Annotated in this window: 13 protein-coding genes; 5 read left to right on the forward strand and 8 right to left on the reverse strand. The window is 72.3% G+C overall.

The window, feature by feature from the left end; translation table 11 throughout:
• The first annotated feature begins 142 nt into the window (after window positions 1-142).
• From ACIRQY_RS28800 to ACIRQY_RS28810, 3 genes are all read left to right on the forward strand, one after another.
• Window positions 143-1810 carry a hypothetical protein gene (locus ACIRQY_RS28800; RefSeq protein ID WP_403930646.1) on the forward strand — a complete coding sequence of 556 codons (1668 nt, stop codon included), beginning with the start codon at window positions 143-145 and terminating at the stop codon, window positions 1808-1810.
• Window positions 1811-1900: 90 nt separating this feature from the next.
• The gene (locus ACIRQY_RS28805) at window positions 1901-4771 is read left to right on the forward strand and encodes a CDP-glycerol glycerophosphotransferase family protein (RefSeq protein ID WP_403930648.1); all 2871 of its coding nucleotides are present in this window, start codon (window positions 1901-1903) and stop codon (window positions 4769-4771) included.
• A 62-nt stretch (window positions 4772-4833) separates the two neighbouring features.
• The gene (locus ACIRQY_RS28810; RefSeq protein ID WP_403930679.1) at window positions 4834-5940 is read left to right on the forward strand and encodes a glycosyltransferase; all 1107 of its coding nucleotides are present in this window, start codon (window positions 4834-4836) and stop codon (window positions 5938-5940) included.
• Window positions 5941-6091: 151 nt separating this feature from the next.
• On the opposite strand, the gene galE is transcribed toward ACIRQY_RS28810, so the two are convergent.
• The 7 genes from galE to ACIRQY_RS28845 all read right to left on the reverse strand — a co-directional run bounded on the left by galE (window position 6092) and on the right by ACIRQY_RS28845 (window position 16173).
• Window positions 6092-7078, reverse strand: coding sequence for a UDP-glucose 4-epimerase GalE (gene galE, locus ACIRQY_RS28815; protein WP_403930650.1), 987 nt, complete (start codon window positions 7076-7078; stop codon window positions 6092-6094).
• The gene (locus tag ACIRQY_RS28820) at window positions 7075-8721 is read right to left on the reverse strand and encodes a glycosyltransferase family 2 protein (RefSeq protein ID WP_403930651.1); all 1647 of its coding nucleotides are present in this window, start codon (window positions 8719-8721) and stop codon (window positions 7075-7077) included. The genes galE and ACIRQY_RS28820 overlap by 4 nt, the downstream gene beginning before the upstream one ends.
• Window positions 8722-8921: 200 nt before the next feature.
• Window positions 8922-10361 carry a GTPase ObgE gene (obgE, locus tag ACIRQY_RS28825; protein WP_351792824.1) on the reverse strand — a complete coding sequence of 480 codons (1440 nt, stop codon included), beginning with the start codon at window positions 10359-10361 and terminating at the stop codon, window positions 8922-8924.
• A 133-nt stretch (window positions 10362-10494) separates the two neighbouring features.
• Window positions 10495-10749 carry a 50S ribosomal protein L27 gene (gene rpmA, locus ACIRQY_RS28830; protein WP_029387501.1) on the reverse strand — a complete coding sequence of 85 codons (255 nt, stop codon included), beginning with the start codon at window positions 10747-10749 and terminating at the stop codon, window positions 10495-10497.
• 13 nt (window positions 10750-10762) lie between these two features.
• Window positions 10763-11083, reverse strand: coding sequence for a 50S ribosomal protein L21 (rplU, locus tag ACIRQY_RS28835; protein WP_147986440.1), 321 nt, complete (start codon window positions 11081-11083; stop codon window positions 10763-10765).
• A 246-nt stretch (window positions 11084-11329) separates the two neighbouring features.
• Complete coding sequence (locus ACIRQY_RS28840) at window positions 11330-15145, reverse strand: Rne/Rng family ribonuclease (protein ID WP_403930653.1); 3816 nt, start codon at window positions 15143-15145, stop codon at window positions 11330-11332.
• 236 nt (window positions 15146-15381) lie between these two features.
• Window positions 15382-16173, reverse strand: a complete 792-nt coding sequence (locus ACIRQY_RS28845) for a TIGR03936 family radical SAM-associated protein (RefSeq protein ID WP_351792817.1) — start codon at window positions 16171-16173, stop codon at window positions 15382-15384.
• A gap of 530 nt (window positions 16174-16703) precedes the next feature.
• Between ACIRQY_RS28845 and ACIRQY_RS28850 the strand changes: the two genes are divergently transcribed.
• A complete protein-coding gene (locus ACIRQY_RS28850; protein ID WP_403930655.1) occupies window positions 16704-18665 on the forward strand; it encodes a glycosyltransferase in 1962 nt (653 codons plus the stop codon).
• 77 nt (window positions 18666-18742) lie between these two features.
• Here ACIRQY_RS28850 and ACIRQY_RS28855 read toward each other — a convergent pair whose 3' ends face one another.
• Window positions 18743-22351 (reverse strand): CDP-glycerol glycerophosphotransferase family protein, encoded by a 3609-nt coding sequence (locus ACIRQY_RS28855; RefSeq protein WP_403930656.1) that lies wholly within the window; start codon window positions 22349-22351, stop codon window positions 18743-18745.
• 404 nt (window positions 22352-22755) lie between these two features.
• On the opposite strand from ACIRQY_RS28855, the gene ACIRQY_RS28860 reads away from it, so the two are divergent.
• Window positions 22756-25056 carry a bifunctional glycosyltransferase family 2 protein/CDP-glycerol:glycerophosphate glycerophosphotransferase gene (locus ACIRQY_RS28860; protein ID WP_351792809.1) on the forward strand — a complete coding sequence of 767 codons (2301 nt, stop codon included), beginning with the start codon at window positions 22756-22758 and terminating at the stop codon, window positions 25054-25056.
• The last annotated feature ends 84 nt before the right edge of the window (window positions 25057-25140 follow it).

Raw genomic sequence — 25140 nt, forward strand, 5'->3', positions numbered from 1 at the left:
GCGGCGGTGACCGCCCGGCGTCGCCCGGGTGACCGCTCCCGGTCGGCATGTCGTCCATGCGGAAAAGCATGCAAGGAAGATATTGATATACGTGGCATTTATACCTATTTGTCACCCGTAGAGCCCCGTGGAGCGATGACCGGTGAGCAGGACGACCCTCTCGGAGCGCGGCGACGCACCGGCGGCGGACGGCGGACAGGACGGCGGCGGACCGGACGACGGGGGGAGCGGACCCCGGCGGGCGCTCCCCCCGGTCGCCCTGGTCCTCACCGCGGGCGCCGGGGCGCTGCTCTCCGTCGGCGCCTTCCTCGGCCTCTACGTACGCCCCACGTCGGACGACTGGTGCGCCCTCTGGAAAGCCCGTGACCTGGGCGTCCTCGGTATCACCGGCGACTTCTACCTGACCCAGAACGGGCGGGTCACCAACGCCTTCCTGACCGGGCTGCTCTACTCCGACGGGATGCTCGGGCCCTCCCTGCTGCCCGCCTTCCTGGTGGTCACGCTCGGCGTCGGTCTGTACCTCCTCGGCCGGGCCGCGCTGCGGGCGCTGCGCCTGCCGTTCCCCCGGGTGGCCGCGCTGACGGCCACCCTGGTCGTCGAGGCGCTGCTGTTCTTCGCGGGCACGCGCCCCTATCAGGCGCTGCTCTGGGCCCCGGCCACCGTCTCCCACACCCTCCCGAGCGTCGTGGGGGTCTGGGCGGTGCTCTCCGCCGTGGCCGCGGCCCGCAGCCGGCGGCGCTGGGCGCGGAGCGCCGCCGTCGGTGCGGCGGTGCTGCTCGGCGCGGCGATCGGGATGCTCAGCGAGCCGTTCGTCGCGATGTCGGGGCTGATCGCGGTGGCCGTCGGGGTGCTCTGCCTCCCCCAGTTCGGTCGGACGCGCGACCGGTTCGTGCCGACGTGGTGCGCGGCCTGGTGTCTGGGGCTCCTGATCGGTCTGGTGCTGCTGTCCACCTCGCCGGGCGCCCGCTGGCGGCGGGCGCAGCGGCCGGAGGCTCCGCTCTCCCTCGCGGAGGTCCGGGAGACGCTCGGGGACTGGTACCGGATCTGGGAGACCGTCGGCGGGCAGTGGGCCTACGCGGGCGCCCTCGCGGCCGGGGTGCTCCTGGGGCTCGCGGTGGCGTTCGCGGCCCCCGGCCCCTCCCCGGACCGGAAGGGCCCCGCCCCGGACCGGCCGGACCGGAAGGACGCACCCCCGGGTCGCAAGGACGCGTCCCCGGCCCGGGAAGGCACGCCCCCGGACGAGCCGGAGGGCCCCCGCAGCCCCTCACCGGACGGCCCACCGTCAAGAGGAACGTTTCTGGTGGCCGTCGCCCTCCCGGTCCCGCTGATCGCGCTGGGGAGCCTGGTCGCCGCGTACGGTCTGCGCGGTGGATACGGGCCGGGCGGCTGGACCTACGCGCGCACGTGGACCAGCTTCCTCGTGCCGTTCCTGCTGGCGCTCTGCGGCTACGGGGCCTGGCTCGGCCACCGGATCGGCCGTCGGCTCGTCCGGGCGCCGACGACCGGCGGGGGGCGGGCCGCCGGGCTCACCGTGCTGGTCGTCACCGGCGCCGTGGCCGTGGCCAGCCTGACGGCCCTGGTGCTCCCGGTGCGGACCCTGACCACCAAGACGGTGGCGCGGAGCATCGCGTGGGACCGGCAGGACGTCCGCATCCGGTCGGAGGCGGCGGCCGGGCGCCGGGAGGTGACGTACCGCCCGCTGCTGATCGGCGGGCTCGCCGAGCCCTTCTTCACCGAGGTGTACGCGGACGACTGGGCGGCCCACTGCGCCGCCGCGTACTACGGGGTCGAGCGGCTCGTCCGGCCCTGACCGAACACCCCTGCGAAGTGTGACATCGCGTAACGAATAGCGAACCGCAAGTAGTTTAGGTGCGTGTGGAGGACGGACAAATGAATCGAGGTGCACGTGCCTGACGTCTCCGTGGTCGTCATCGCCTACAACGACGCAGAGCGTCTGCCGACCGCCGTCCGGTCGGTGCTGGAGCAGACCTTGCACGGCGTCGAAGTCGTGATCGTCGACGACCGCAGCAAGGACGACACCTTCGAGGTCGCCCGCGCGCTCGCCGCCGCGCACCCGGACCGGGTCAGGGCCTTCCAGCTGCCACGGAACAGCGGCGGCTGCGGCGCCCCCCGCAACCACGGCGTGCGGCAGGCCACCGGCACGTACGTGATGTTCCTGGACAGCGACGACGAACTGGAACCCAACGCCTGCCGCAACATGCTCGACGCGGCCGAGAGCACCGGCGCCGACCTGGTCTCCGGGCTGTGCGTCCGGGTGCACCTGGACAGCCGCAACCGGAAGACGACCGAGTGGTACCCCTGGCTCTACTCCAGGACCCGGACCATCGAGTCGATCACCGAACTGTCCGACCTGCTGGTCTTCGACACCCTGTCGACGAACAAGTGCTACCGGCGCGCGTTCCTCCTCGAACAGGGCCTGGAGTTCCCGGTCGGCATCCACTACGAGGACCTGCTCTTCTCGGCCCAGGCGTATGTCGCCGCGCGGCGGATCACCCTCATCCCCAACCACGTCTACTACTGGAACGTCCAGGAGGGCGCGGCGGCCAAGTCGATCAGCAACAGACGCCACGAGATCGCCAACTTCGCCCACCGGATGGAGATCCACCGCCGGGTGGACGCCCTCCTGGAGAGCCGGGGGTACGAGGAGCTGAAGTACCGCAAGGACATCAAGTTCCTCAAGCACGACCTGGTCCTGCACCTGCGCGACCTGCCGCTGCTCGGCGACGACTACCGGCGCGAGTTCGCCGAACTGGCCAACGGCTACCTCGCCGAGATCGATCCCCGGGCCTACGAGGAGGTGCAGCGGATGCACGCCGTCTGCGCCTATCTGCTGAGCAAGGAGGACTGGCCCAACCTCCTGCCGGCCACCGACGCGCTCACCAACGCCGGCCGGCTCACCTCCCCGCTCGCCGAACGCGACGGCAGGATCTACTGGTGCGCCGAGCACCTGGACACCGAACAGGGCCGCGCGATCCTGGACGTGTCCTCCTCCCAGTACGACAGCAGGCCGCTGGCCTCGCTCGCCCTCGGCAACCGGCTGACCTCGTACGAGGCGCGGGACGGGGTCGTCCGTCTCGCCGGGCGGGTGGTCAATCCGCTCGGCCGGATCGCCCCCGGGGCACGGCTCTCCGCCGTCCTGGAGTTCTCGGCGCGCCGGAGCGTCGGCGGCCGGACGGCCCGCGTCCCGGTCGGCACCCTCCGCCACGCGGGCGACCGCATCGAATGGGAGGGCGAGGTGGACGTCGCCCGCGCGGTCCGTCCCCTCGGCGTCATCGACGCGGTCTGGGACGTCCGGCTGATCCTCACCGTCGACGGCCGACGGCTGCGGACCCGGGTCTCCGTCGGCGGCACCGCCATCGACGAGGCCGACGGTCTGCGCATCCGCCCCCGGCTGACCACCCTGGTCTCCGACCGCTTCGTGCCCGAGGTCACCCGCAAGGGCAATCTCTCGTACGTCCTGGCGGCCGAGGGCAGGGCCGCGGTCCGCACCACGGCCCTGATCGAGGGCGCCATGCAGGGGCGGGCCGCCCGGCTCACCAAGACGGGGCTGCGGCGGCTGCTGAAGGCGCGGAAGGACCTCGACTCCGGCGAGACCAAGCTGCGGATCTACGACCGGGTCTACCGCAGACTACCGATCCGCAAGGGGCTCGTGGTGTTCGAGAGCCACCTCGGCAAGCAGTACAGCGACAGTCCACGGGCCATCTACGAGGAGATGCGCCGCCAGGGCGTCCCCTTCGAGGGCGTCTGGTCGTACGCGGGCGCGGAGCCGACCGGCTTCCCCGAGGACGCCACCCTGGTCAAGCGCTGGAGCCGCCCGTATCTGCGGGCGCTGGCCCAGGCCGAGTTCTGGATCGACAACCAGGGCTTCCCGCTGCGCCTCACCAAGCGCCCGGGGACCACGTACATCCAGACCTGGCACGGCACCGCCCTCAAGCGGATGGGCTTCGACGAACCGCACACGAAGGCTCGCGGGCAGGCCGCCCAGGCCTCGTTCCAGCAGGCGCTGGACCGCTTCGACCACTTCCTGATCCGCGGCGAGCACGACCGGCGCACCCTCGGGCGGGCCTTCCGGCTCCGTGACGAGGTGCTGCTGCCCGTCGGCTACCCCCGCAACGACGGCCTCTCCGCCGCGCGCCGCGCGGAGACCGCGACGGGCCGCCGGGAGCGCGGGCCGCTCGCGGCGGAGCTGGGCATCGACCCGGACAAACGGGTCCTGCTGTACGCGCCGACGTTCCGCTCGGCCCCCGGCGGCAAGGTGCGCGCCTTCCGGGCGCCCTTCGACATCGAGGAGTTCGCCGACCGTTTCGGCGACACCCACACCCTGCTGATCAGGACGCACTACCTGAACAGCGTGTCGCTGCCCCCGTCGGTCCGGGGCCGGGTCGTCGACGTCTCCCACCACCACGACGTCGCTCCGCTGCTGGCCCTCGCGGACGGGCTGATTACCGACTACTCGTCCGTGATGTTCGACTACGGGCTGCTCGACCGGCCGATGGTCTTCTTCACGTACGACTACGAGGAGTACGCCAAGGAGAACCGGGGCACCTACTTCGACCTGAAGGAGCACGCCCCCGGTCCGGTCGTGACGACCCAGGACGAGCTCTTCTCGGTGGTGGCCGATCTCCACAACGAGGCCGACATCAAGTACGCGACGGCCCGGCGCCGGTTCAACGAGGACTTCAGCGAGTACGACCGGGGCGACGCGGCCCGGCGGGTCGTCGCCATGTTCTTCACCAGGAGCGGGAAGTGACCGAGCAGACCGCCGCGACCGGCGGCCGTGACATCTTCATCGTCGCCAACAGCGTGGACGAGATGGGCGGGGTGACGACCTGGACCCATCAGATGGCCGGGGCGTTCACCGAGCGGGGCCACCGGGTGCACGTCATCGGCGTCACCCCGGCTCCGGAGGGCCGCCGCCACGAGTTCCCCGACCCGCTGCCGTACTCCACCACCACGCTGTACGACGTCCACCCGCCGCAGGTCCGCCCGCTGCGCGGGATCAGGGGGAGGCTCAACGTCGCCGGGCGCAGGCGGCACGCGGTCCGGGCCGCCGGGATGCGGCGGCGGGCCGACCGGCTGACCGCCCTCTTCGCCGCCGCCCGGCCCGGGGCCGTCGTGATCGTGACTCAGGTGTGGGCCATGGAGTGGGTGGCGCTCGCCGACACCCGGGGGCTCCTCGTCATCGGCATGAGCCACGAGTCGTACGCCGCGAGCGCCGCCGCGTCCCGGCTCGCCCGGGTGAAGCGCCACTACCGGAACGTCGACCGGCTGCTCGTCCTCACCCCCGGCGACGCGGACCAGTGGATCCGGGCCGGTATGGACAACGTGGGCCACATGCCCAACGCCCTCCCGTTCATGCCGACGGCCCCGGTCCCGCGCAGCGAGAAGGCCGTCGTCTCCGTGGGCCGCCTCTCGCACGAGAAGGGCGTCGACATACTGCTCGACAGCTGGGCCGAGATCGCCCCCCGGCACCCCGGGTGGACCCTGCGGATCTACGGCACCGGGGACGAGGAGCGGGCCCTGCGGCAGCGCACCACCGCTCTCGGCCTGGACGGCTCCGTCCTGTGGATGGGGCGTACCAACGACGTCCTCGGGGCGCTCTCCGGGGCCTCCGTGTTCGCCCAGGCGTCACGGGCGGAGGGCTTCCCGATCACCCTCCTGGAGGCGATGGCGGCGGGGGTGCCCTGCGCCGCGTTCGACTGCGCCCCGGGCGTCCGCGAGATCATCCGCGACGGAGAGGACGGGCTGCTGGCCCGGCTCGGCAACACCATGGAGCTGGGCGGCCGGATCAGCACGCTGATCGCGGACAAGGAGCAGCGGGACCGCATGGGCGACGCGGCCTTCAGGAACGTGCGGCGCTACTCCGCCGACCGGATCACCGACCGGTGGGAGACGCTCTTCGCCTTCCTGGAACGCTGACCGGGCCGACCGGCCGGAACGGACGGAGAGGGGCCGGGGAGCGACGCTCCCCGGCCCCTCTCCACGTCACGCCTGTGCGTCACACCACGTGCTTCTCACCGCGTGCGTCCCACCGCGGCGGGCGGCGGCCTCCCGGCGTGTCGTGCGGCGGTCAGACCGTCGTGGCGCGGCGGGCGGCCCAGCCCTCCCAGGCCGAGGAGATCATGTCGCGCACGTCGTGCCGGGCCTTCCAGCCCAGCTCGGCGGCGATGCGGTCGGCGGAGGCGACGACCCGGGCCGGGTCGCCGGGGCGGCGCGGGGTGACCAGCGGCTCGGTGGTGTGGCCGGTGATCTCGTTGATCAGGCGGACCATCTCGGTGACGGAGACGCCCTCGCCGCGGCCGATGTTGACCGTCAGGTCGCGCGGCTCGCCACGGTCCGCCCACTCCGCGAGCTTGCGGGCGGCGACCAGGTGCGCGTCCGCGAGGTCCTCGACGTGGATGTAGTCACGGATGCAGGTGCCGTCCGGGGTGGCGTAGTCGTCGCCGAAGACGCGCGGGGACTCGCCCGCGTCGAGACGCTCGAACACCATCGGGACCAGGTTGAACACCCCGGTGTCGGCCAGCTCGGGGGTGGCCGCGCCGGCCACGTTGAAGTAGCGCAGACAGGCCGTGGAGATGCCGTGCGCGGCGCCCGTGGCCCGTACCAGCCACTCCCCCGCCAGCTTGGTCTCGCCGTACGGGCTCAGCGGCAGGCAGGGGGTCTCCTCGGTGACGAGGTCGACGTCCGGCATCCCGTAGACGGCGGCGGAGGAGGAGAAGAGGAAGTTGCGCACTCCGGCGGCGGCCACGGCCTCCAGGAGGACCGTGAGGCCGACGACGTTCTCGCGGTAGTAGTGCAGCGGCAGTTCGACGGACTCGCCGACCTGCTTCTTGGCGGCGAGGTGGACGACACCCGTGATGCCGTGCTCGGCGATCGTCCGGTCCAGGACCTCGCGGTCCAGGGTGGAGCCGACCACCAGGGGGACTCCCTCGGGCACCCGCGACTCGTAGCCGGTGGACAGATCGTCGAGGACGACGACCCGCTCGCCCGCCCGCGTCATGGCGCGGACCACGTGGGAGCCGATGTATCCGGCGCCGCCGGTGATCAGGTAGGTCATGCCCCAAACCCCTTTCGCTGTGAACCGCGGGAGAGCCTGCCGAGCCTGGCTCCCACCGCGCGGAGTCCGCAGAGGACCCCGGGTGCGAGCCGCACCGCCAGCGAGCCGTTCGCCGTGGTGTAGTGCCCCACCAGCAGTACACCGTACCGGCTGCTCGGCACGGCGGAGCGGCCCTGCCGGTCCTCCGGGAGCCGCAGCGCCGTCCCGAAGGACCCGCCGTCCGCACAGGTCACGGTGATCCGGACGTCCCAGAGCTGCACCCCCCGGGCGCCCGCGCGGCGGCCCTCGCGGGCCAGGGCGGTGAGCCCGGCGGGCACCCCGCCGGACCAGCCGCCCGCCACCTCGCGCAGCTCGGTCCGCTCGCTGCGGACGGGCGTGTCGCCGCCCCTCGGCAGCAGGTCGACCCTGGCGGAGCGGGGCGCCGAGGCCCGCAGCCGCCCGTAGAAGTCACGGACCGTGAACCGCAGCCGGGTGCCGGTCGGGCCCCGCCGCAGATCGCCGTCCACGACCAGCGGAAGCCGGTCGAGAGGCAGGTCGTGCGGTCCGTCCAGTTCCACCGGGAGGTCCTCGGACCAGACGGCGGCGTCCCCGCTCCCGGCGTACGGCGGGAGCAGCCGGGGCGGGTCGGCGGCCAGCCGGGACAGCCGCTCCAGGTCCCGGGGAGCCTCCGCGGCCAGCAGGAACCGCGCCGCCCAGCGGGCCGGGACGGACGCAGCGGCGATCACCTCCTCGCCGAAGGTCCCGAGGTGCTCGCGGGCCAGGGCCCACCACGCCGTCCGGTAGGCGGCGTCGTGCCGCCGCAGGTCCCGGGCGTAGAGGAGCAGGTCGTGGTCGAGGAACTTGGTGCGGCAGGCGGCGGCCAGCTCCTTGCGGCCGGCATCCTCGAAGGTCTCCACGGCGGTGCGGTGGGCGGCGACCCGGGCCCGCCAGTTGGCGATGCCGTCCCGGTCCAGGGAGATCGACGGCCGGGCCGTGGCACGGCGCACGTGCCAGATGTAGACGGTGTCCGGGACGACCGCGACGCGCGGCGCGGCGGCCAGGACGCGGGCGGTGAAGAGGAAGTCCTCGTAGACGCAGCGGCCGTCGGGGAAACGGATGCCGTGCTCGGCGAGGAACTCCCGGTCGTAGACCTTGTTGACGCAGAGCGTGTCGTAGACGAGCGGGACCAGGTCCGCCGCGCCCTCCAGGAGGGCGGGTTCGTGGTAGAGCGCGGGCTGCCAGCGCACATCGCGGCCCTCGGGCAGCTCGCGCCGGACGCAGGCACCGACCGCGACGGGGGCCCCGGTCCGCTCGGCCGCCGCGACCAGGGTCTCGGCCGCGCCCGGCGGCAGGACGTCGTCGCTGTCGAGGAATATCACGACGGGGGCGGTGACGGCCCGGACGCCGTCGTTGCGGGGGGTGCCGCAGCCCCCGCTGTTCACCGTCCGGTGGACGACCCTCAGCCGGGGGTGCAGTGCGGCCAGTTCGTCGAGGACCCGGGCGGTGCCGTCGCTCGAACCGTCGTCGACGGCCACGACCTCCGCGACCACCGGCCCCTGGTCGAGCACCGACCGGATCGCGTCACCTACCAGCAGCTCGTCATTGTGTGCGATTACCACAACGCCGAGCTTTCCTGCCATGGGAGTGGGAGTGATACTGATCACCCGAGGGATGGTACGGGACCTCCGCCACCCGAATGGCCGTCTTCCCCGCCCGTCCCCCCGAAAGAGAAAAGGGCCGGGCGTCCTCTCGGACACCCGGCCACCGACCCGGGAGGGCCCCGCCGGACTCCGTCCGGTGGGGCCGACCTCCCCGCGCACTCCCGCAGGATCCCACCCGACCGGCGGGACCCTGCGGAGAGCGCCTAGAAGGGGTCGAACTCGTCGTACTCGCGCTGCGACTCGTCGTGCTCCGACTGGCGGTCGCGGCGGCGCTGGGCGGCGGGACGCGGGGCCTCCAGGCGGTGGTCCTCGCCACGGCGGCCGAGCATCTCCGCACCGGCCATCATCGTCGGCTCCCAGTCGAAGACGACCGCGTTGTCCTCGGCACCGATCGCCACGCCGTCGCCCGCGCGGGCGCCCGCCTTCATGAGCTTGTCCTCGACGCCGAGGCGGTTGAGACGGTCGGCGAGGTAGCCCACGGCCTCGTCGTTGCTGAAGTCGGTCTGACGTACCCAGCGCTCCGGCTTCTCGCCGCGCACCCGGTAGACCTCCTCCTGCTCGTCGTACACGACCGTGAAGCCCGCGTCGTCGACGGCCTTCGGACGGATGACGATCCGGGTCGCCTCCTCCTGGGGCTTGGCCGCGCGCGCCTCGCCGATGATGCCCGCGAGGGCGAACGACAGCTCCTTGAGGCCGAGCCGCGCCACGGCGGAGACCTCGAACACCTGGTAGCCGCGCTCCTCCAGGTCCGGGCGGATCATGTCCGCGAGGTCCTGGCCGTCGGGGATGTCCACCTTGTTGAGGACGACGATCCTCGGCCGGTCCTCGAGACCGCCGTACTGCCGCAGCTCCTCCTCGATGATGTCGAGGTCGGTGACCGGGTCGCGGTCGGACTCCAGCGTCGCCGTGTCCAGGACGTGCACGAGGACCGAGCAGCGCTCCACATGGCGGAGGAACTCCAGGCCCAGGCCACGGCCCTGGCTGGCGCCCGGGATGAGACCCGGGACGTCGGCGATCGTGTAGACCGTGGAACCGGCGGTGACGACGCCCAGGTTCGGGACGAGCGTGGTGAACGGGTAGTCCGCGATCTTCGGCTTGGCCGCCGACAGCACCGAGATCAGCGAGGACTTGCCCGCGCTCGGGTAGCCGACCAGCGCCACGTCGGCGACGGTCTTCAGCTCCAGGACGATGTCCCGCGCCTCGCCCGGCTCGCCGAGCAGCGCGAAACCGGGGGCCTTGCGGCGCGCGGAGGACAGCGCCGCGTTGCCGAGACCGCCGCGACCGCCCTGGCCGGCGACGAAGGTGGTGCCCTGACCGACCAGGTCGGCGAGGACCTCCCCCCGCTTGTCGAGGACGACGGTGCCGTCCGGTACGTACAGGACCAGGTCCTGGCCGTCCTTGCCGGACCGGTTGTCGCCCGCGCCGGGCTGTCCGTTGGTCGCCTTGCGGTGCGGCGAGTGGTGGTACTCCAGGAGCGTGGTGACCGCCTGGTCGACGACCAGGGTCACATCGCCGCCGCGACCGCCGTTGCCGCCGTCGGGCCCGCCGAGCGGCTTGAACTTCTCCCGATGGACGGAGGCGCAGCCGTGGCCTCCGTTACCCGCGGCGACATGCAGCTCGACGCGGTCCACGAAGGTGGTCATGGGTGTGCCTCCACTTACTGGGGGTCCCCCCGGCCGGAGACCGGGGACGTACGGAATGTCTATCTAGTAACACGCGAAAGGCGGACCCGCTTCCCGGTACGGGAAGTGAGGTCCGCCTCCGCAGAGTGTCCGATCAGGCGACCGGAACGATGTTCACGACCTTGCGGCCACGGTGGGTGCCGAACTGCACCGAACCGGCCTGCAGGGCGAACAGCGTGTCGTCGCCGCCACGGCCGACGCCGGAGCCCGGGTGGAAGTGGGTGCCACGCTGGCGGACCAGGATCTCACCGGCGTTGACGACCTGACCGCCGAAGCGCTTCACGCCGAGCCGCTGGGCATTGGAGTCACGCCCGTTACGGGTGGACGATGCGCCCTTCTTGTGTGCCATGTCTCAGTCCCTCTTACTTCGCAGCCGCGGGGATACCGGTGACCTTGATCGCCGTGTACTGCTGGCGGTGACCCTGGCGACGGCGGTAGCCGGTCTTGTTCTTGTAGCGCAGGATGTCGATCTTGGCGCCCTTGTGGTGGTCCACGACCTCGGCCGTGACCTTGATACCGGCCAGGACCCACGGGTCGCTGGTCACGGCGTCGCCGTCGACAACGAGCAGGGTCGAGAGCTCGACCGTGTCGCCGACCTGGGCGGTGGAAATCTTGTCAACCTCAACGATGTCGCCGACAGCAACCTTGTGCTGGCGACCACCGCTGCGCACGATGGCGTACACGCGGATCTCTCTCTCACTCGGGGTGGAAACCTCTGAAGCCAGCCACTCACACGGACCCGAGGGCCCGCGGCGTTCCGGAATCGGACGAGCGGCCTCTCCCGACGGGCGGGAGGGAAGTGCTCAGAGGCGCGACGTGTCGATAGACACGCCGACGGTCTAGGTTACGGGCGGCTGCCTCGGAGGGTCAAATTCGCCCGTACGGTGCGGGCCCGTCCCCCCGAGGGAGGACGGGCCCGCGTCCGCCGGTCAGTCCTGGGCCGGGGCGGCGGTCTTCTCCGCCGCCTTCTTGGCCGGGGCCTTCTTGGCGGTGGTCTTCTTCGCAGCGGTCTTCTTGGTCGCCGCCGTCTTCTTGGTGGCGGCCTTCTTGGCCGTGGTCTTCTTCGCCGCGGTCTTGCGCGCCGCCGTCTTCTTGACGGGGGCGGGCTCGGCCTCGGCCTCGGCGGGCGCCTCGGGGGCCGTCTCCGCGACCGGAGCCGCGGCGACCACCAGGACGGCGGCCTCCTCGGCACCGGAGGGCGAACCGGCGGGCGCGGTGGCCTTGCGGACCACCCGGCGACGGGCGCGCGGCGGGGCGGCCACGGGGGCCTCCTCGACGACGGGCTCGACGACCGGCTCGGGCGCCGCCTCGACGACCGGCTCCGGGGCGCTCTCCACGACCGGCTCGGCCACCACGGGCTCGGCGGCGGGCACCGCCACCGGCTCGGTGGTCGAGACGACCGGCGAGGTCGCCCGGCGGACGGCACGGCGACGGCCGCGCGGGGCCGGGGCCTCCTCGACGACGGGCTCCGCGACCGGCTCGGGCGCCGCCTCGACGACCGGTTCGGGCGTCACGACGGGCTCGGGCGCCGCGACCGGCTCCGGCCGCTCGTTCGGCTCGAACGCCACGGACCCGGTCTCCACGACCGGGCGCGCGGTCGCGGGCGCGGACACCCGGCGGGTGGCGCGACGGCGGCCACGGCCACGGGTGGCGGCGGCCTCCGCCTCGGCGACGGAGCCGTACAGCTCCTCGTCCGGGGCGATCGGCTCGGGCAGGGCCACCGGGGCGGCCAGCTCGGCCGCGACCTCGGCCTCGGTCTCCACCAGGTCCTGAGCGGTGTGCTCGGTGGTCTCGGTGGCCCCGGTGTGCTCGTGCTCGTGCTGGTCGGCGCCGCGGCCGCGCTTCTTCGCCCGCTTGCCGCCGCCACCGGCGGACGTCGGCTGCTCCATGTGCACGATGACACCGCGCCCGTTGCAGTGGACGCAGGTCTCGGAGAAGGACTCCAGGAGGCCCTGGCCGACCCGCTTGCGGGTCATCTGGACCAGGCCGAGCGAGGTGACCTCGGCCACCTGGTGCTTGGTCCGGTCCCGGCCCAGGCACTCCAGGAGGCGGCGCAGCACCAGGTCGCGGTTGGACTCCAGGACCATGTCGATGAAGTCGATGACGACGATGCCGCCCAGGTCGCGCAGCCGCAGCTGGCGCACGATCTCCTCGGCCGCCTCCAGGTTGTTCCTGGTGACGGTCTCTTCGAGGTTGCCGCCCTGGCCGGTGAACTTGCCGGTGTTGACGTCGACGACGATCATCGCCTCGGTCTTGTCGATCACCAGCGAGCCGCCGGACGGCAGCCAGACCTTGCGGTCCAGGGCCTTGGCGAGCTGCTCGTCGATCCGGTACGTGGCGAAGACGTCGACCTCGCTGGTCCACCGCGAGAGGCGGTCGGCCAGGTCGGGCGCGACGTGCGAGACGTAGCCGTGGATGGTCTCCCAGGCCTCGTCACCGCTGACGATGACCTTCGAGAAGTCCTCGTTGAAGATGTCGCGGACGACCCGGACGGTCATGTCCGGCTCGCCGTACAGCAGCGACGGCGAGGACGTCGAGATCTGGTCGGCCTTCTTCCTGATGTCGGCCCACTGCGCCTGGAGGCGCTCGACGTCACGGCGCAGCTCGTCCTCGCTGGCGCCTTCGGCGGCGGTGCGCACGATGACGCCCGCGTCCTCGGGGACGATCTTCTTGAGGATGGTCTTGAGGCGGGCGCGCTCGGTGTCCGGGAGCTTGCGGCTGATGCCGGTCATGGAGCCCTCGGGCACGTACACGAGGTAGCGGCCGGGCAGGGAGACCTGGCTGGTCAGGCGGGCGCCCTTGTGGCCGATCGGGTCCTTCGTCACCTGGACGAGGACCGACTGGCCGGACTTGAGGGCGCTCTCGATGCGGCGCGGGCCGTGGCCCATGCCGAGCGCCTCGAAGTTGACCTCACCGGCGTACAGGACGGCGTTGCGGCCCTTGCCGATGTCGACGAAGGCGGCCTCCATCGACGGCAGGACGTTCTGGACCTTGCCCAGGTAGACGTTGCCGACGTACGAGGTGGCCTGCTCCTTGTTGACGTAGTGCTCGACGAGCACGTTGTCTTCCAGGACGCCGATCTGGGTGCGCTCGCCGCTCTGGCGGACGACCATGACCCGCTCGACGGCCTCGCGGCGGGCCAGGAACTCGGCCTCGGTGATGATCGGGACGCGGCGGCGGCCCTGCTCGCGGCCCTCGCGGCGGCGCTGCTTCTTGGCCTCCAGGCGGGTCGAGCCCTTGATGGACTGGACCTCGTCGGCGCCGGTGCCGCCCTCGGTCCTCTCGCGGGCCGGGCGGGGCTCGCGGACCTTGACGACCGTACGGACGCCCTCCTCCTCGGCGCCCTCGGCGTCGGCGGAGGCGTCACCGCTGCGACGGCGGCGACGGCGACGGCGACGGGAGCTGCTGGAGCCGCCGGAGAAGCCCTCGGCCTCGTCCTGCTCCTCCTCGGCCTCCTCGTACGCCTCGGAGTCGTCGTGGTCCTCGGTGTCGTGGGACCGGGGCTCCTCGCCCTCCTCGGTCTCGTCGGCGTCGGCCGGCTCGCCACGACGGCGGCGACGGCCGCCACGGCGGCGACGGCGGGAGGGGCGGTCCCCGTACTCGTCCGTCTCCTCGTGCTCCTCGGCCTCGTCGATCTCGTCGGCGGCGGCCTCGACCTCGGGCTCGTCGGCGACGGTGGCCGGTACGGGCTCGACGGCGACCGGCTCGCCACGACGGCGGCGACGGCGGCGGCCGGACTCGGCACGCTCGACGGGCTCGGGGGCCTCCACGGCCTCCACCGTCTCGACAGCCTCGGTCTCGTCGAGCTCGACGGCCTCGGTCTCGTCGGTCTCCGGCTCGGCCACGAAGGCGGCGGCCGCGGCGGCGCTCTCCAGCGTCTGGAACATCGGCTCGGTGAAGACCGGGGCCTGGAACACGGCGACGGAGGGGCGCCCGGCGCGGCGCGACTCCCGGGTCGGGGCGGGCTCGGAGGTGAACTGCGGGGAGGTCGCGCGGCGGCGGGTACGGCCCCGGGGGGCGGTCTCGGCGGCGGCCTCGGCCACGGGCTCCGCGACCGGCGCCGGGGTCTCCTCGGCGGCGGCGGGGGCGGCGACCGGCTCGGGCGAGGCGGTCTTGCGGGTGGCACGGCGACGGGCGCGCGGCGCGGGAGTCTCCTCCACGGCCTCCACGACCTCCTCGGCGACCGGGGCCGGGGTCTCGGCGACGGGCGCCGGGTCGGCGGCCGGGGCCTCGGCGGGCGCTCCGGCCGGGGCGGTGGCCTTGCGGGTCGCGCGGCGGCGGGTACGGGCGGGGGCGGCCTCGGGGGCCTCCTCCGCGACGGCCTCGGCCACGGCCTCGGGGGCGGCGGTCTCGGCGGGCGCCTCGGCGGCGGGGGCTCCGGCCGGGGCGGTGGCCTTGCGGGTCGCGCGGCGGCGGGTACGGGCGGGGGCGGCCTCGGGGGCCTCCTCCACCGCGGCGGCGGCCACGGGCTCCGCGACCGGCGCCGGGGTCTCCTCGGCGGCGGGGGCGGCGACCGGCTCGGGCGAGGCGGTCTTGCGGGTGGCACGGCGACGGGCGCGCGGCGCGGGCGCCGTCGCCTCGTCGGCGGTCCCGGCGGTCTCCACGGCGGGGGCCGGGTCGGTCGCCGTGGTCCCGGCGGCGGTGTCCGTCACCGGCGGACCGGCGGGGCGGGAAGCGGCGCGGCGCCTGCGGCGCGGCGGCAGCTTGTCACCGGGGGCGTTGGTGTCTTCGTTGGACTCGAGCATGCGGGCGGTTCTCCCGTCACGCTCCCGGGCGCCGCGTCTGGTTCCGGTCCGGCGGTACGTCGCGCCTGTGGGGCGCGGTGCCGCCGTCCGGGGCGCGGGCGCCGCACGGGAGCTGAATGTCTGGCTCGCCGGTTCCGTACGCCCTGTGCGGACGGCCTGGCGAAAGTCTTCTGGTCAGTGCGCGGCCCGACCCAGGTGGCTCCCGAGTACCAGGGCTGCGCTACGACGACCGCTCCTTACGCGGTGTCCGTACCCGGCACCGTCGCCGGGGCGGTCGCGGCGGCCCTGCCGGGCGCTGCCGTGGCTGCCTCGCGGTCGGGCGCGAGCGGGTCGGTCACCGTGCCGGACTCCTCGTCGAAGAGCCCCTGCGCCAGCCTGGTCACCGCTGCGGGGACCGGCGGCGCCAGGTCGGCCACGGCTCGGAGACCGGACAGGACGTCGTCGGGTCGCACGGCAGGTGTCACGTGCCGAACAACCAGCCGCAGTATCGCACAGGCGCTGTCCAGCGGCGCGTCACCCCGGGGATCGCCCTGGGGAGGTGCCGCCGTCAGAGCGGTGACGGCCGAACGCGCGTCGAAGGTGCGGACGCCGTTCTTCGTCTTGCGCTGTACTTCCACGGTCTCGGCCGCCAGAAACGTCCCGACGGCCTTCTCCGCGTCCTCGACGGCGACGCCTTCGAGGCGCAGCTCCCACACGGAGGCGGTGAGCCGGTCGGCGAGTCCGGAGGTCCGGGCCTCGACGGCGTCCGTGATGTCGAGGCCGGCCGGGAGGGACTCGTCGAGCAGGGCCCGCAGGGTCTCCGGGTCCCGCGCCTCGGTGAGCGCGATCTCCAGGTACTCGGCCTCGGAGCCGGTGCCCGTCGGGGCGGCGTTGGCGTACGACACCTTCGGGTGGGGGGTGAATCCGGCCGAGTACGCCATGGGCACCTCGGCGCGGCGCAGGGCGCGTTCGAAGGCGCGCTGGAAGTCACGGTGGCTGGTGAACCGGAGGCGGCCGCGCTTGGTGTAGCGCAGTCGGATGCGCTGCACCGCCGGTGCGGGCGGCGGGCCTTCGGGCTGTCGCTTGCCCAGTGGTTCTTCTCCTCGGTGCGGGGCGGGCGCGGGTGCGCGCCGCCCGGAAGCCTGGGAAGCGTCTCCGGGGGGCCGCCCGGATCACCCCCGCGTCCTGCGGGGAGATCTCGGGGGCGGGCGCCGCGCCGGGGACGTTCGTCGTACTGCCCAGGGTACGCGCCCCGGGCGCGTCGGGGTTCCCGGGAGGAGTACGCGGGCAGGGTGCCGTCGGGCGGGGCCGCCGGGGGACGGTCCGGGAGGAGGGGAGGGGAAGAGGTCCGGGGCCCGGCGGGTCGGGGCGTCGTCGGGCCCGGGTGGCGGGCGGGTCCGTGGGAGGGTGCGGGCGGACCGGCCCTGCTTCCTGGACAGGCCCCGTAATCTATGGTGCGTCACCTCCGTGCTCGACCACGCGTCCCGCACGTCCCTCCCAGGGGTCCCCACTTCCGCACACATCGAGGCTCGGCGTGAAAATATCCTTCATTCTGGTAGACCGCTGTCACATCGGCGGTGTGGTGAGCGCGATCCACAACCTGGCCAAGGCGCTCGCGGACGACCACGAGGTCGAGCTGGTCTCCCTCCGCCGCAACCGTGACCAGGCGTTCTTCCCGCTGGACCCCCGGGTGAAGACCCTCGCCCTCAGTGACATGCGGAAGCACGCGCACACGTACGACGGCGACGATCCGATGATCGAGGCCTTCCCGCACATCTACCCGAACGAGCCCACGGACAAGAAGCCGTGGATCAGCCGTCTGGCCGAGCGGCGGCTGATGGAGTACCTGGCCACGACCGACGCCGATGTCGTGGTCAGCAACAACCCCAAGATCACCATCATGCTGGCGTACGCGGACCGTGACTTCCTCAAGGTGGCCATGGAGCACTCGCGGCCCGCGCGGTACGGCCCGCACATCCGGGACGCCCTCTTCCGGGACGCGTACCCGAAGATGGACGCGATCACCGCGCCGACGCCGGACGAGTGCCGGACCATCGCCGGGGTCGTCCCCTCCGTGAGCCATCTGCTCTCCCCGATGCCGAACTGCATCCCGGCCCACGAGGGCCAGATGTCCACCGGTGACAACAAGGTCGTGGTGACCGCCGGTCTGCTCAAGTCCCACAAGGGCTTCGCCGACCTCATCGAGGCCTTCTCCACCGTGGCGCCGCGCCACCCGGACTGGAGCCTGCGGATCTACGGCTCCGGCCCCGAGCGCGCCAACCTGCGCAAGAAGATCAACGAGACGAACAGCAACAACCAGGTCTTCCTGATGGGCCCGGCCACCCCGGTCACCCCGGAGTTCGCGAAGGCGTCCGTCTTCGTCCTCCCGTCCCACCTGGAGGCCTTCGGCAACGTCACCGTCGAGGCGATGGCGGCCGGTCTGCCCGCGGTCTGCTACGACGCCCCGCACGGCCCCCGCAACATCATCACGCAGGGCGAGGACGGCTACGTCGTCCCGCTCGGCGACAAGAAGGCGCTCGCCGAGCACATCGAGAAGCTGATCGCGGACGAGGACCTGCGCCGCAAGATGGCGGCCGCCGCGGTGGCCAACGTGGTCCGCTTCCAGGAGGCCGAGACCGCCGCCCGCTTCGAGCAGCTCGTGGAGACCATGCGGGCCCGCCGGGCCGTTCCCCGCACGGCCGCCGCCGTGGTCGCCCCGGGGGGTGACGTCCGGGTGCGGGTCGAGGGGCTGCCCGCCGACAGCGACGCCGTGCTGGTCTGCAAGGACGTCCGCAAGAAGGCGGACGAGGTCGTCCTCCCCTTCGTCGGAGGCGAGGCGCTGGTCCCCGCGCTCGGGACGCTCGTCGAGGGCGACTGGGAGCTGGTGATCCGCGCCGCCGGCTTCGACCTGCCGCTGCGGTCGGCCGGTTGCGACACCCTGCAGATCCTGTCGCTGAAGCTGCCCCGTGCGGAGGGCCCCGCCCTGTCCCTGCTGCTGCCGCACGCCCACACGGACGGCACCCTGCGGGTGCAGAGCAGGGTGCGCGCCCAGCACGTCGAGGTCGCGGCCCTGAACGTGGGCGCCACCACGATCGTCATCGACGCCGCCGCCTGGGGCGTCCAGCCCGGCGGCAGCAGCAGGATCGAGGCCGTGCACCGCAAGGAGGCCGACAAGAACTTCGGCTTCCCGGTGGTGGCCGGCGCCGACGGACGCTTCACGGCCTCCCTGGACAACGCCGCCGCGGCCCGCCTCCACCAGCCCGGCACCGAGGACGTCTGGGACCTCTGGCTGCTGCCGGACCAGAGTTCCCCCCGTGTCCGCGTCTGCAAGCTGGCCACCGACGTGCTCACGCCGATGGACGTCTTCACCTACCCGTACCCGGTGGTGAGCCAGTCCGGCGCCCCGGTCCCGGCCGCCAAGGCGAAGAGCGGCTGGCGCAACCGGCTGTCCTCGGTCCCCGGCGCCCCGGCCCGCCATGAGCTGCGGCCCTACTTCTCCAGCAACGGCCAGCTGTCGCTGAAGATCATCGACAAGAAGTAACGCCCCCGGGCGGCAACGACCGAGCCCCGGTCCGGAAGGGAGATCCCTTCCCGGACCGGGGCTCGGTCGTCGTACCGCTACAGCGGGGCGCCGTCCTGTGCCGTCTTGAACATCAGGTCGGCCAGCCGCACCGAGGCGTGGCCGTCGTCCAGGTCGCAGAAGAGGTGGTGGAACCGGTCGTACTTCTCCCGGTACTCCACCGCGACCTCGTCGACCTCCTGGATGGCCTTGACCAGCTCGTCGGAGGTACCGATGAGCGGACCCGGGGCGTCGTTCTCGAAGTCGAAGTAGAACCCGCGCAGCTTGTCGCGGTAGTGCTCCAGGTCGTACGTGAAGAACAGCATCGGGCGCCGCAGGTGCGCGTAGTCGAACATGACCGAGGAGTAGTCCGTGATCATGATGTCGGCGGCGACGTAGAGGTCCGCGATGTCGGGGTACTCGGAGACGTCGAAGACGAAGCCGTTCCCGGCGCCGGGAATGCTGTCCACGATGTTGGAGTGGCGCCGGATCAGGAAGACGTGGTCGTCCCCGAGGCGGCGGCGGGCGTCCTCCAGGTCGACCCGGAGGTCGAACTTGAACTGGCCGCGGCTGTGCGAGAGGTCGTCGCGCCAGGTCGGCGCGTACAGCACGACCTTCTTGCCCTCGGGCAGCCCCAGCCGCTCCCTGACCTCACGGGCCCGCTCCTCGCGGTCCTCGGCGTACAGGTAGTCGTTGCGCGGGTAGCCCGTCTCGGCGATCAGCCCTTCGTACCCCATGGCCCGCTTCAGGATGGGCGTGCTGAACCGGTTCGAGGAGACCAGGATGTTCCAGTTGGCCGACTCCTGGACCAGACGCTCGTGGTAGTTCGGGTCGAACTTCGGCGCATCGATGTCCAGGCCGATCTTCTTGAGCATCGTGCCGTGCCAGGCCTGCACGATCACCTGGCCCGCCCGCCGCTTGATCCAGTGCGGCAGGTGCGCGTTGGTGACGATGTAGCGGGACCGGGCCAGCGCCTCGTACCAGTCGCGGCCCTGGAACTTCACGGCCTCGGCGGTGTCGGGCAGCTTGACCTGACCGTCCCTGACCACCCACAGGTGCTTCAGGTCCGAGCCCCGGCGCAGCAGTTCCTCGTGGACCGCGCGCGGGCTGTCCGAGTACTGCTTGCCGTTGTAGCTGATGTAGAGCACCTGGTCGCGCAGCGGCAGCTCGCGGCCCTGCTCGTAGACCTCCTGGCGCAGCTGGTACTGACGGTTCGCGCCGCGCTCCAGCGGGCCGAGGTCCGGCAGGCAGTTGAGCTGCGGGTGGTCCTGCCAGTGCACCTCGAGGCGGTACTCGCGCCCGTTGTGCGCGCCCTCCAGCGGGAACTGCGGCACGGCGAGGCGGTCCACGACGAGCGGGACGGACCGCTCCTCGTCGGAGCCCTGGAGCCGGAAGACCCAGCGGCCGGCCTTGAGCGGCAGGCTGCTGTCGGAGCCGGACATCGTCGAGGGGCGGAAGGACGCCTCGAAGGTGCCGTCCGGGTGGACGGTCAGCGGGACGGTCCGCTCGTCGAAGCGGTCCTTGGCGCTGACGACCAGGTGGTGGCCCGTCACGTCGACGGGGGCGGTGCCGCTGATCCGGAAGGTGCCGTCGGTCTCGGCGATGCCGGTGATCTTGGCGCGCAGCGGGCGGCCGGAGAACTTCAGGTAGCCGTTGGCGCCGGAGAGGACGGCCACCTCGTTGAGGGTGGCCTCCTCGCCGAAGGAGTCGGGCAGCCGGACCTGGAGGTCGGCCAGCCCGTCCTCGACGACGACACGGACCGTCCTCGGCTCCTGGCCCGGGTCCACGATCTCGACCAGGGTGCTCCAGTTGCGGCGCATCATCTTCGCGGGGTCGGCCCCGCCGCCGGCCGCGGCCTCGGCGGTGTCCAGGTGCTCCGGCAGGAGCGCGATGTCGCGCAGCGGGACGCGGACCCGCATCGGTATGCCCGCGCCGGTGGCCGCGAGGAACTCCACCGGGTACGAGAGGACCTCACCGCTGTTCTGGTTGGTGACCTGGAGCCTGATCGTGGCGCCCGGGGCGGTCTTCTCCTTGAACAGGCCCTGGACGAGGATCTCCTCGTCCGCGGGCGCGAAGCCGGTGATGAGGACCGGCACCCTCTCGATGCGCAGCTTGAGCGCCGCCCGCCGGACCTCCGGAAGCATCCGGTGCTCGTCGTCGAGCCACTGGTAGGGCGGGTAGGACAGCCGGTCGGAGCCGTACGAGTGCACCGAGCGGGAGCGGACCAGGCCGCCGGACATGACGCGCATGCCCACGTGCCAGAGGCCCTCCTGCCACTGGCCGCCCTTGCGGAACCGGGCGGGGTCGATGACCGTCTCCCAGCCCGCCCAGTCGAAGCTGTGCCCGCGTCCCTTGTGGCCGGAACCGCTGGTGGCCTCGGGGTCGAAGAGGTTGCCCAGGGGCAGCAGCATGCGGCGCTGGGTGCCCTCGCGCTTCAGCTGGAGGAGCTTGACGACACCGCGCTTGCTCGTCTGGTCGACCCGGTCGATCCAGGCGTGGCCGGCCAGCCGCAGCTTGCCGTCCTCCCAGGACAGCTCCTTCAGCGGCGAACGCAGCTGGAGGTCCTTGTCCATGCGCATGACGCGCTTGGGCAGCAGGTCCGAGCGGGCTTCCAGGGAGGGGAACCGGGCGTACTTGCGCAGGACGCCGTCGAGCTCGACGGGCTCGCCGATGCGCTCGGCCTCGATGAAGTCGAGCAGCTCGGCCAGCGCGTGCTTGCGCACCAGCAGCCACTTCACGCGCAGCGCCGTGGGCAGCCGGTTGACCGACTTGAGGTCGACCTGGTCGAGGTACTTGTTGGCCACCCGGAGGAACTCGGTGCGGTACTCCTCGTCGCCGTCGGGCAGCACGTTGAGGAAGATGCGCAGGTCGCCGGTGAGCACGGTGTGGTCGTACTCGCGCTTCAGCTCGTCCGCGAGCGGCTCCTTGCGCTCGGCGAGGAACCGGCTGACGCTCTCCACCGCGGACGCGCGGTCACGGGCGGCCTTCGGCTCGGTCCTGCGCTGCGTGATCGAGGGGCTCGCCTCGCCCTCGCGCAGCCGCCAGTAGTACGTGGCCTGGCTGATGATGTCGACGGACTCGGCGAGGTACTGGGCCGGCACGATGACCGGGGTGTCCTCGTAGAGCACGCCCTCGGGGAAGCGCAGGGAGTGCCGCTCCCAGAAGTCACGGCGGAAGACCTTGTTGCAGGCGATCCGGTCGGTCAGGAGGGCCCGCTTCTTGCTGACGTGCGTGGCCTTGACGGCGCCCCGGGAGAGGAAGCGGTGCATCGGGGACTGCCACACCTTGGTGGAGTTGATGTGCTCCACGTTGCCCGTGGCGAAGGACGAGCCCGTCTCGTCCAGGCTGCTGACCATCAGCCGGTAGGCGTCCGGCGGGATCATGTCGTCGCTGTCGACGAACGCGAGGAACTCGCTGCGGGGGGCCAGGCTGTCGAGACCCGTGTTGCGGGCGGCGCCCAGACCCGCGTTCTCCTTGCGTATCAGCCGGAACCGGGAGTCCTTGGCCGCGAACTCCGCCGCTATCGCGTTCGACTCGTCGGTGGAGCCGTCGTCGATCATGAGAACTTCCAGGTCCTGGAAGGTCTGCACGGCGAGCGAGTTGAGGCAGGCGGGTAGGTACTGCGCCACGTTGTAGATGGGGACGATGACGCTGAGCCGGGGTGCCATGAAGTTCTGCGTTCCTTTCCGTTCCAGACCCGCTCGACAAGCTCGAGCGCCTGAGGGGGTGACGGGGGCGTGCTTTGCCGTCGAACCGCAGTAACTTCTCCCGGTACCCGGTCCGAGCTTAACCGTCGGCCCTTCCGCGCCTCCCCTGACGGGCACGGACCTGGTCCCGCACGGCATACGGGACGGGGTGACCGGAATCACCCGCCCGTCGGCCCATACGACTCTGCGGCGACCCCCGGTCGCCGCAGCTCTCCAGGATAGACGATCCGCCCACCCCACTGTTCGCCCGTCGTCGGGCCCTCGCTCACCCGTCGTTCGGGCACCGGCGGCCTCCGTGGTCTCCGGGACACGGAGACGCTCCTGTCATACTGCGTTCGAGCGGTTCGACAGAGGAGACACAAGGCATGCCGGCTGCAGCTACCCCTCGATTCAGCGTGATCATCCCCGTCTACGGGGTCGAGGGCTACATCCGCGAGTGCCTCGAGTCGGTGACCTCACAGGGTTACCGGAACTTCGAGGTCATCGCCGTCGACGACTGCTCCCTCGACAGCAGTGGTGCCGTCGTCGACGAGTTCGCCGCCCGCGACCCCCGGGTGCGCGCCGTGCACCGCGCCGAGAACGGCGGGATCGGCGCCGCCCGGAACACCGGCGTCGAGCACGCCCGCGGCGACTACCTGCTCTTCCTCGACGGCGACGACTCGATCCGCCCCGGCTCCCTGGAAGCCCTGGCGAAGCGGCTCGACGAGGCCGAGGACCCCGAGATCCTGCTCTTCGACCACGTCCGCACCCATGTGGACGGCAGCGTCGAGGCCAGCAGGACCGGCCCCCACCTCGCCGCGATCCGCGACCGGGTGGTGAACCCCGTCGACCACCTCGAACTGCTCCGGATCTTCGCGGTGGTGTGGAACCGCGCCTACCGCCGCGACTTCTTCACCGGCGAGGGCTACGCGTTCACCGACGGCCTGTACGAGGACGCGCTCATGGTCTACACGACCATGGCCGCCGCCACCCGTGTCGCGGGCGTGGAGCACGTGGTCGTCGAGTACCGGCAGCGCCGTCAGGGCAGCTCGATGCGCAGCAGCTCCCCGCGCAAGCACTTCGTCATCTTCGACCAGTACCAGCGGGTCTTCGACTACCTCGCGGGCCGCCCGGGTCTGGACGCCTACCGCCGGATCGTCTTCGAGCGGATGGTCTCCCACTTCCTCTACACCTTCGCGCGCGGTTTCCGAATACCCCGCAGCCACCGCCGTGCCTATCTGAAGCGGGCCGGTCAGGTCTACCGGAAGAACGAGCCGGCGGGCTTCACCCCGCCGCCCGGCATGGTGGGGCTGAAGTTCAAGGTGATGCGGACGGGTTCGTTCGCCGCCTTCGAGGCCCTGAAGACGGTCAACGGCACCCGTGAGACCGCCTTCCGCGCCCTCGGCCGCTCCAAGCGCTGGGGCAGCCGCAAGACCCTGCGCGCCTACTACGCCGTGCAGCGCCGCCTCCCCGTGGACGAGAACCTCGCCGTCTACTCCGCCTACTGGGGCCGCACCCCGAGCTGCAATCCGCTCGCGGTCCACGAGGCGGCCCGGAAGTTCGCGCCCGGCATCCGCGGGGTGTGGGTCGTGAACAAGGAGCACGCGGGCGGCACCCCGGCCGGTGTGACCAGGATCGCCCCGGCGACCCTCGGCTACTGGAAGGCGATGGCCAGGGCCAAGTACCTGGTCAACAACGTCAACTTCCCGGACTCCGTCGTCAAGCGCCCCGGGCAGGTCCACCTCCAGACCCACCACGGCACCCCGCTCAAGCGGATGGGGCTCGACCAGCAGGGCTATCCGGCGGTCGCCCGCAGCATGGACTTCGACAAGCTCCTCGAACGCGTGGACCGCTGGGACTACAGCGTCTCGTCGAACCAGCACTCCACCGAGCACTGGGAGCGGGTCTACCCGGCCGCGTTCCGGACCCTGAACACCGGCTACCCCCGCAACGACGTCTACTACCGGGCCACCGCCGCCGACGTGCGGCGCGTCCGGGGCGAGCTGGGCATCGAGCCCGGCAGGACGGCGATCCTGTACGCCCCCACCGTGCGCGACCACCAGAAGGACGCGTTCGTCGCCCGTCTGGACCTGGCCCGGTTCGCCCGCGAGCTCGGCCCCGACCACGTCCTGCTGGTCCGCGCCCACTACTTCTACGGCGGCGACCCCGAGCTGAACGCCCTCGCCGAGCGGGGCGCGCTCATCGACGTGTCGCGGCACCCGTCGGTGGAGGAGCTGTGCCTCGCGGCGGACGCGCTCGTCACCGACTACTCGTCGATCATGTTCGACTACGCCAACCTCGACCGGCCGATCGTCACCTACGCGGACGACTGGGAGGCGTACCGGACCTGCCGCGGCGTGACCTTCGACCTGCTCTCCGGGGCCCCCGGCGACACCCCGGGCGTCCTCGCCACCACCGAGGACGAGCTGATCGAGGCGTTCCGCGGCGGTGCCTGGAAGGGCGAGCGGGCCACCGCCCTGCGGCGGGCCTTCCGTGAGCGGTTCTGCGCGTGGGACGACGGCTCCGCCGCCGAGCGGGTCGTCCGGCGGGTCTTCCTGGGCGAGGAGCGCCCGAGGCCCGCGATCGTCCCCGTGGCGGAGCGCACTCCGGCGCCCTCGCCCCGGCTGGCCGAGAGCGGCGGCGCCCTCCCCCGCCAGACCGGCCGCGACGAGCTGGCCGCGACCTGAGCCGTCCCCTTCCGGTCCGGAAGGGGACGCCCCGGACATACGGAGGCCCGGCCACGGAACGCGTGGCCGGGCCTCCGTACGTAC

The organism is Streptomyces sp. NPDC101490, from assembly GCF_044767145.1.
Classification (GTDB): domain Bacteria; phylum Actinomycetota; class Actinomycetes; order Streptomycetales; family Streptomycetaceae; genus Streptomyces.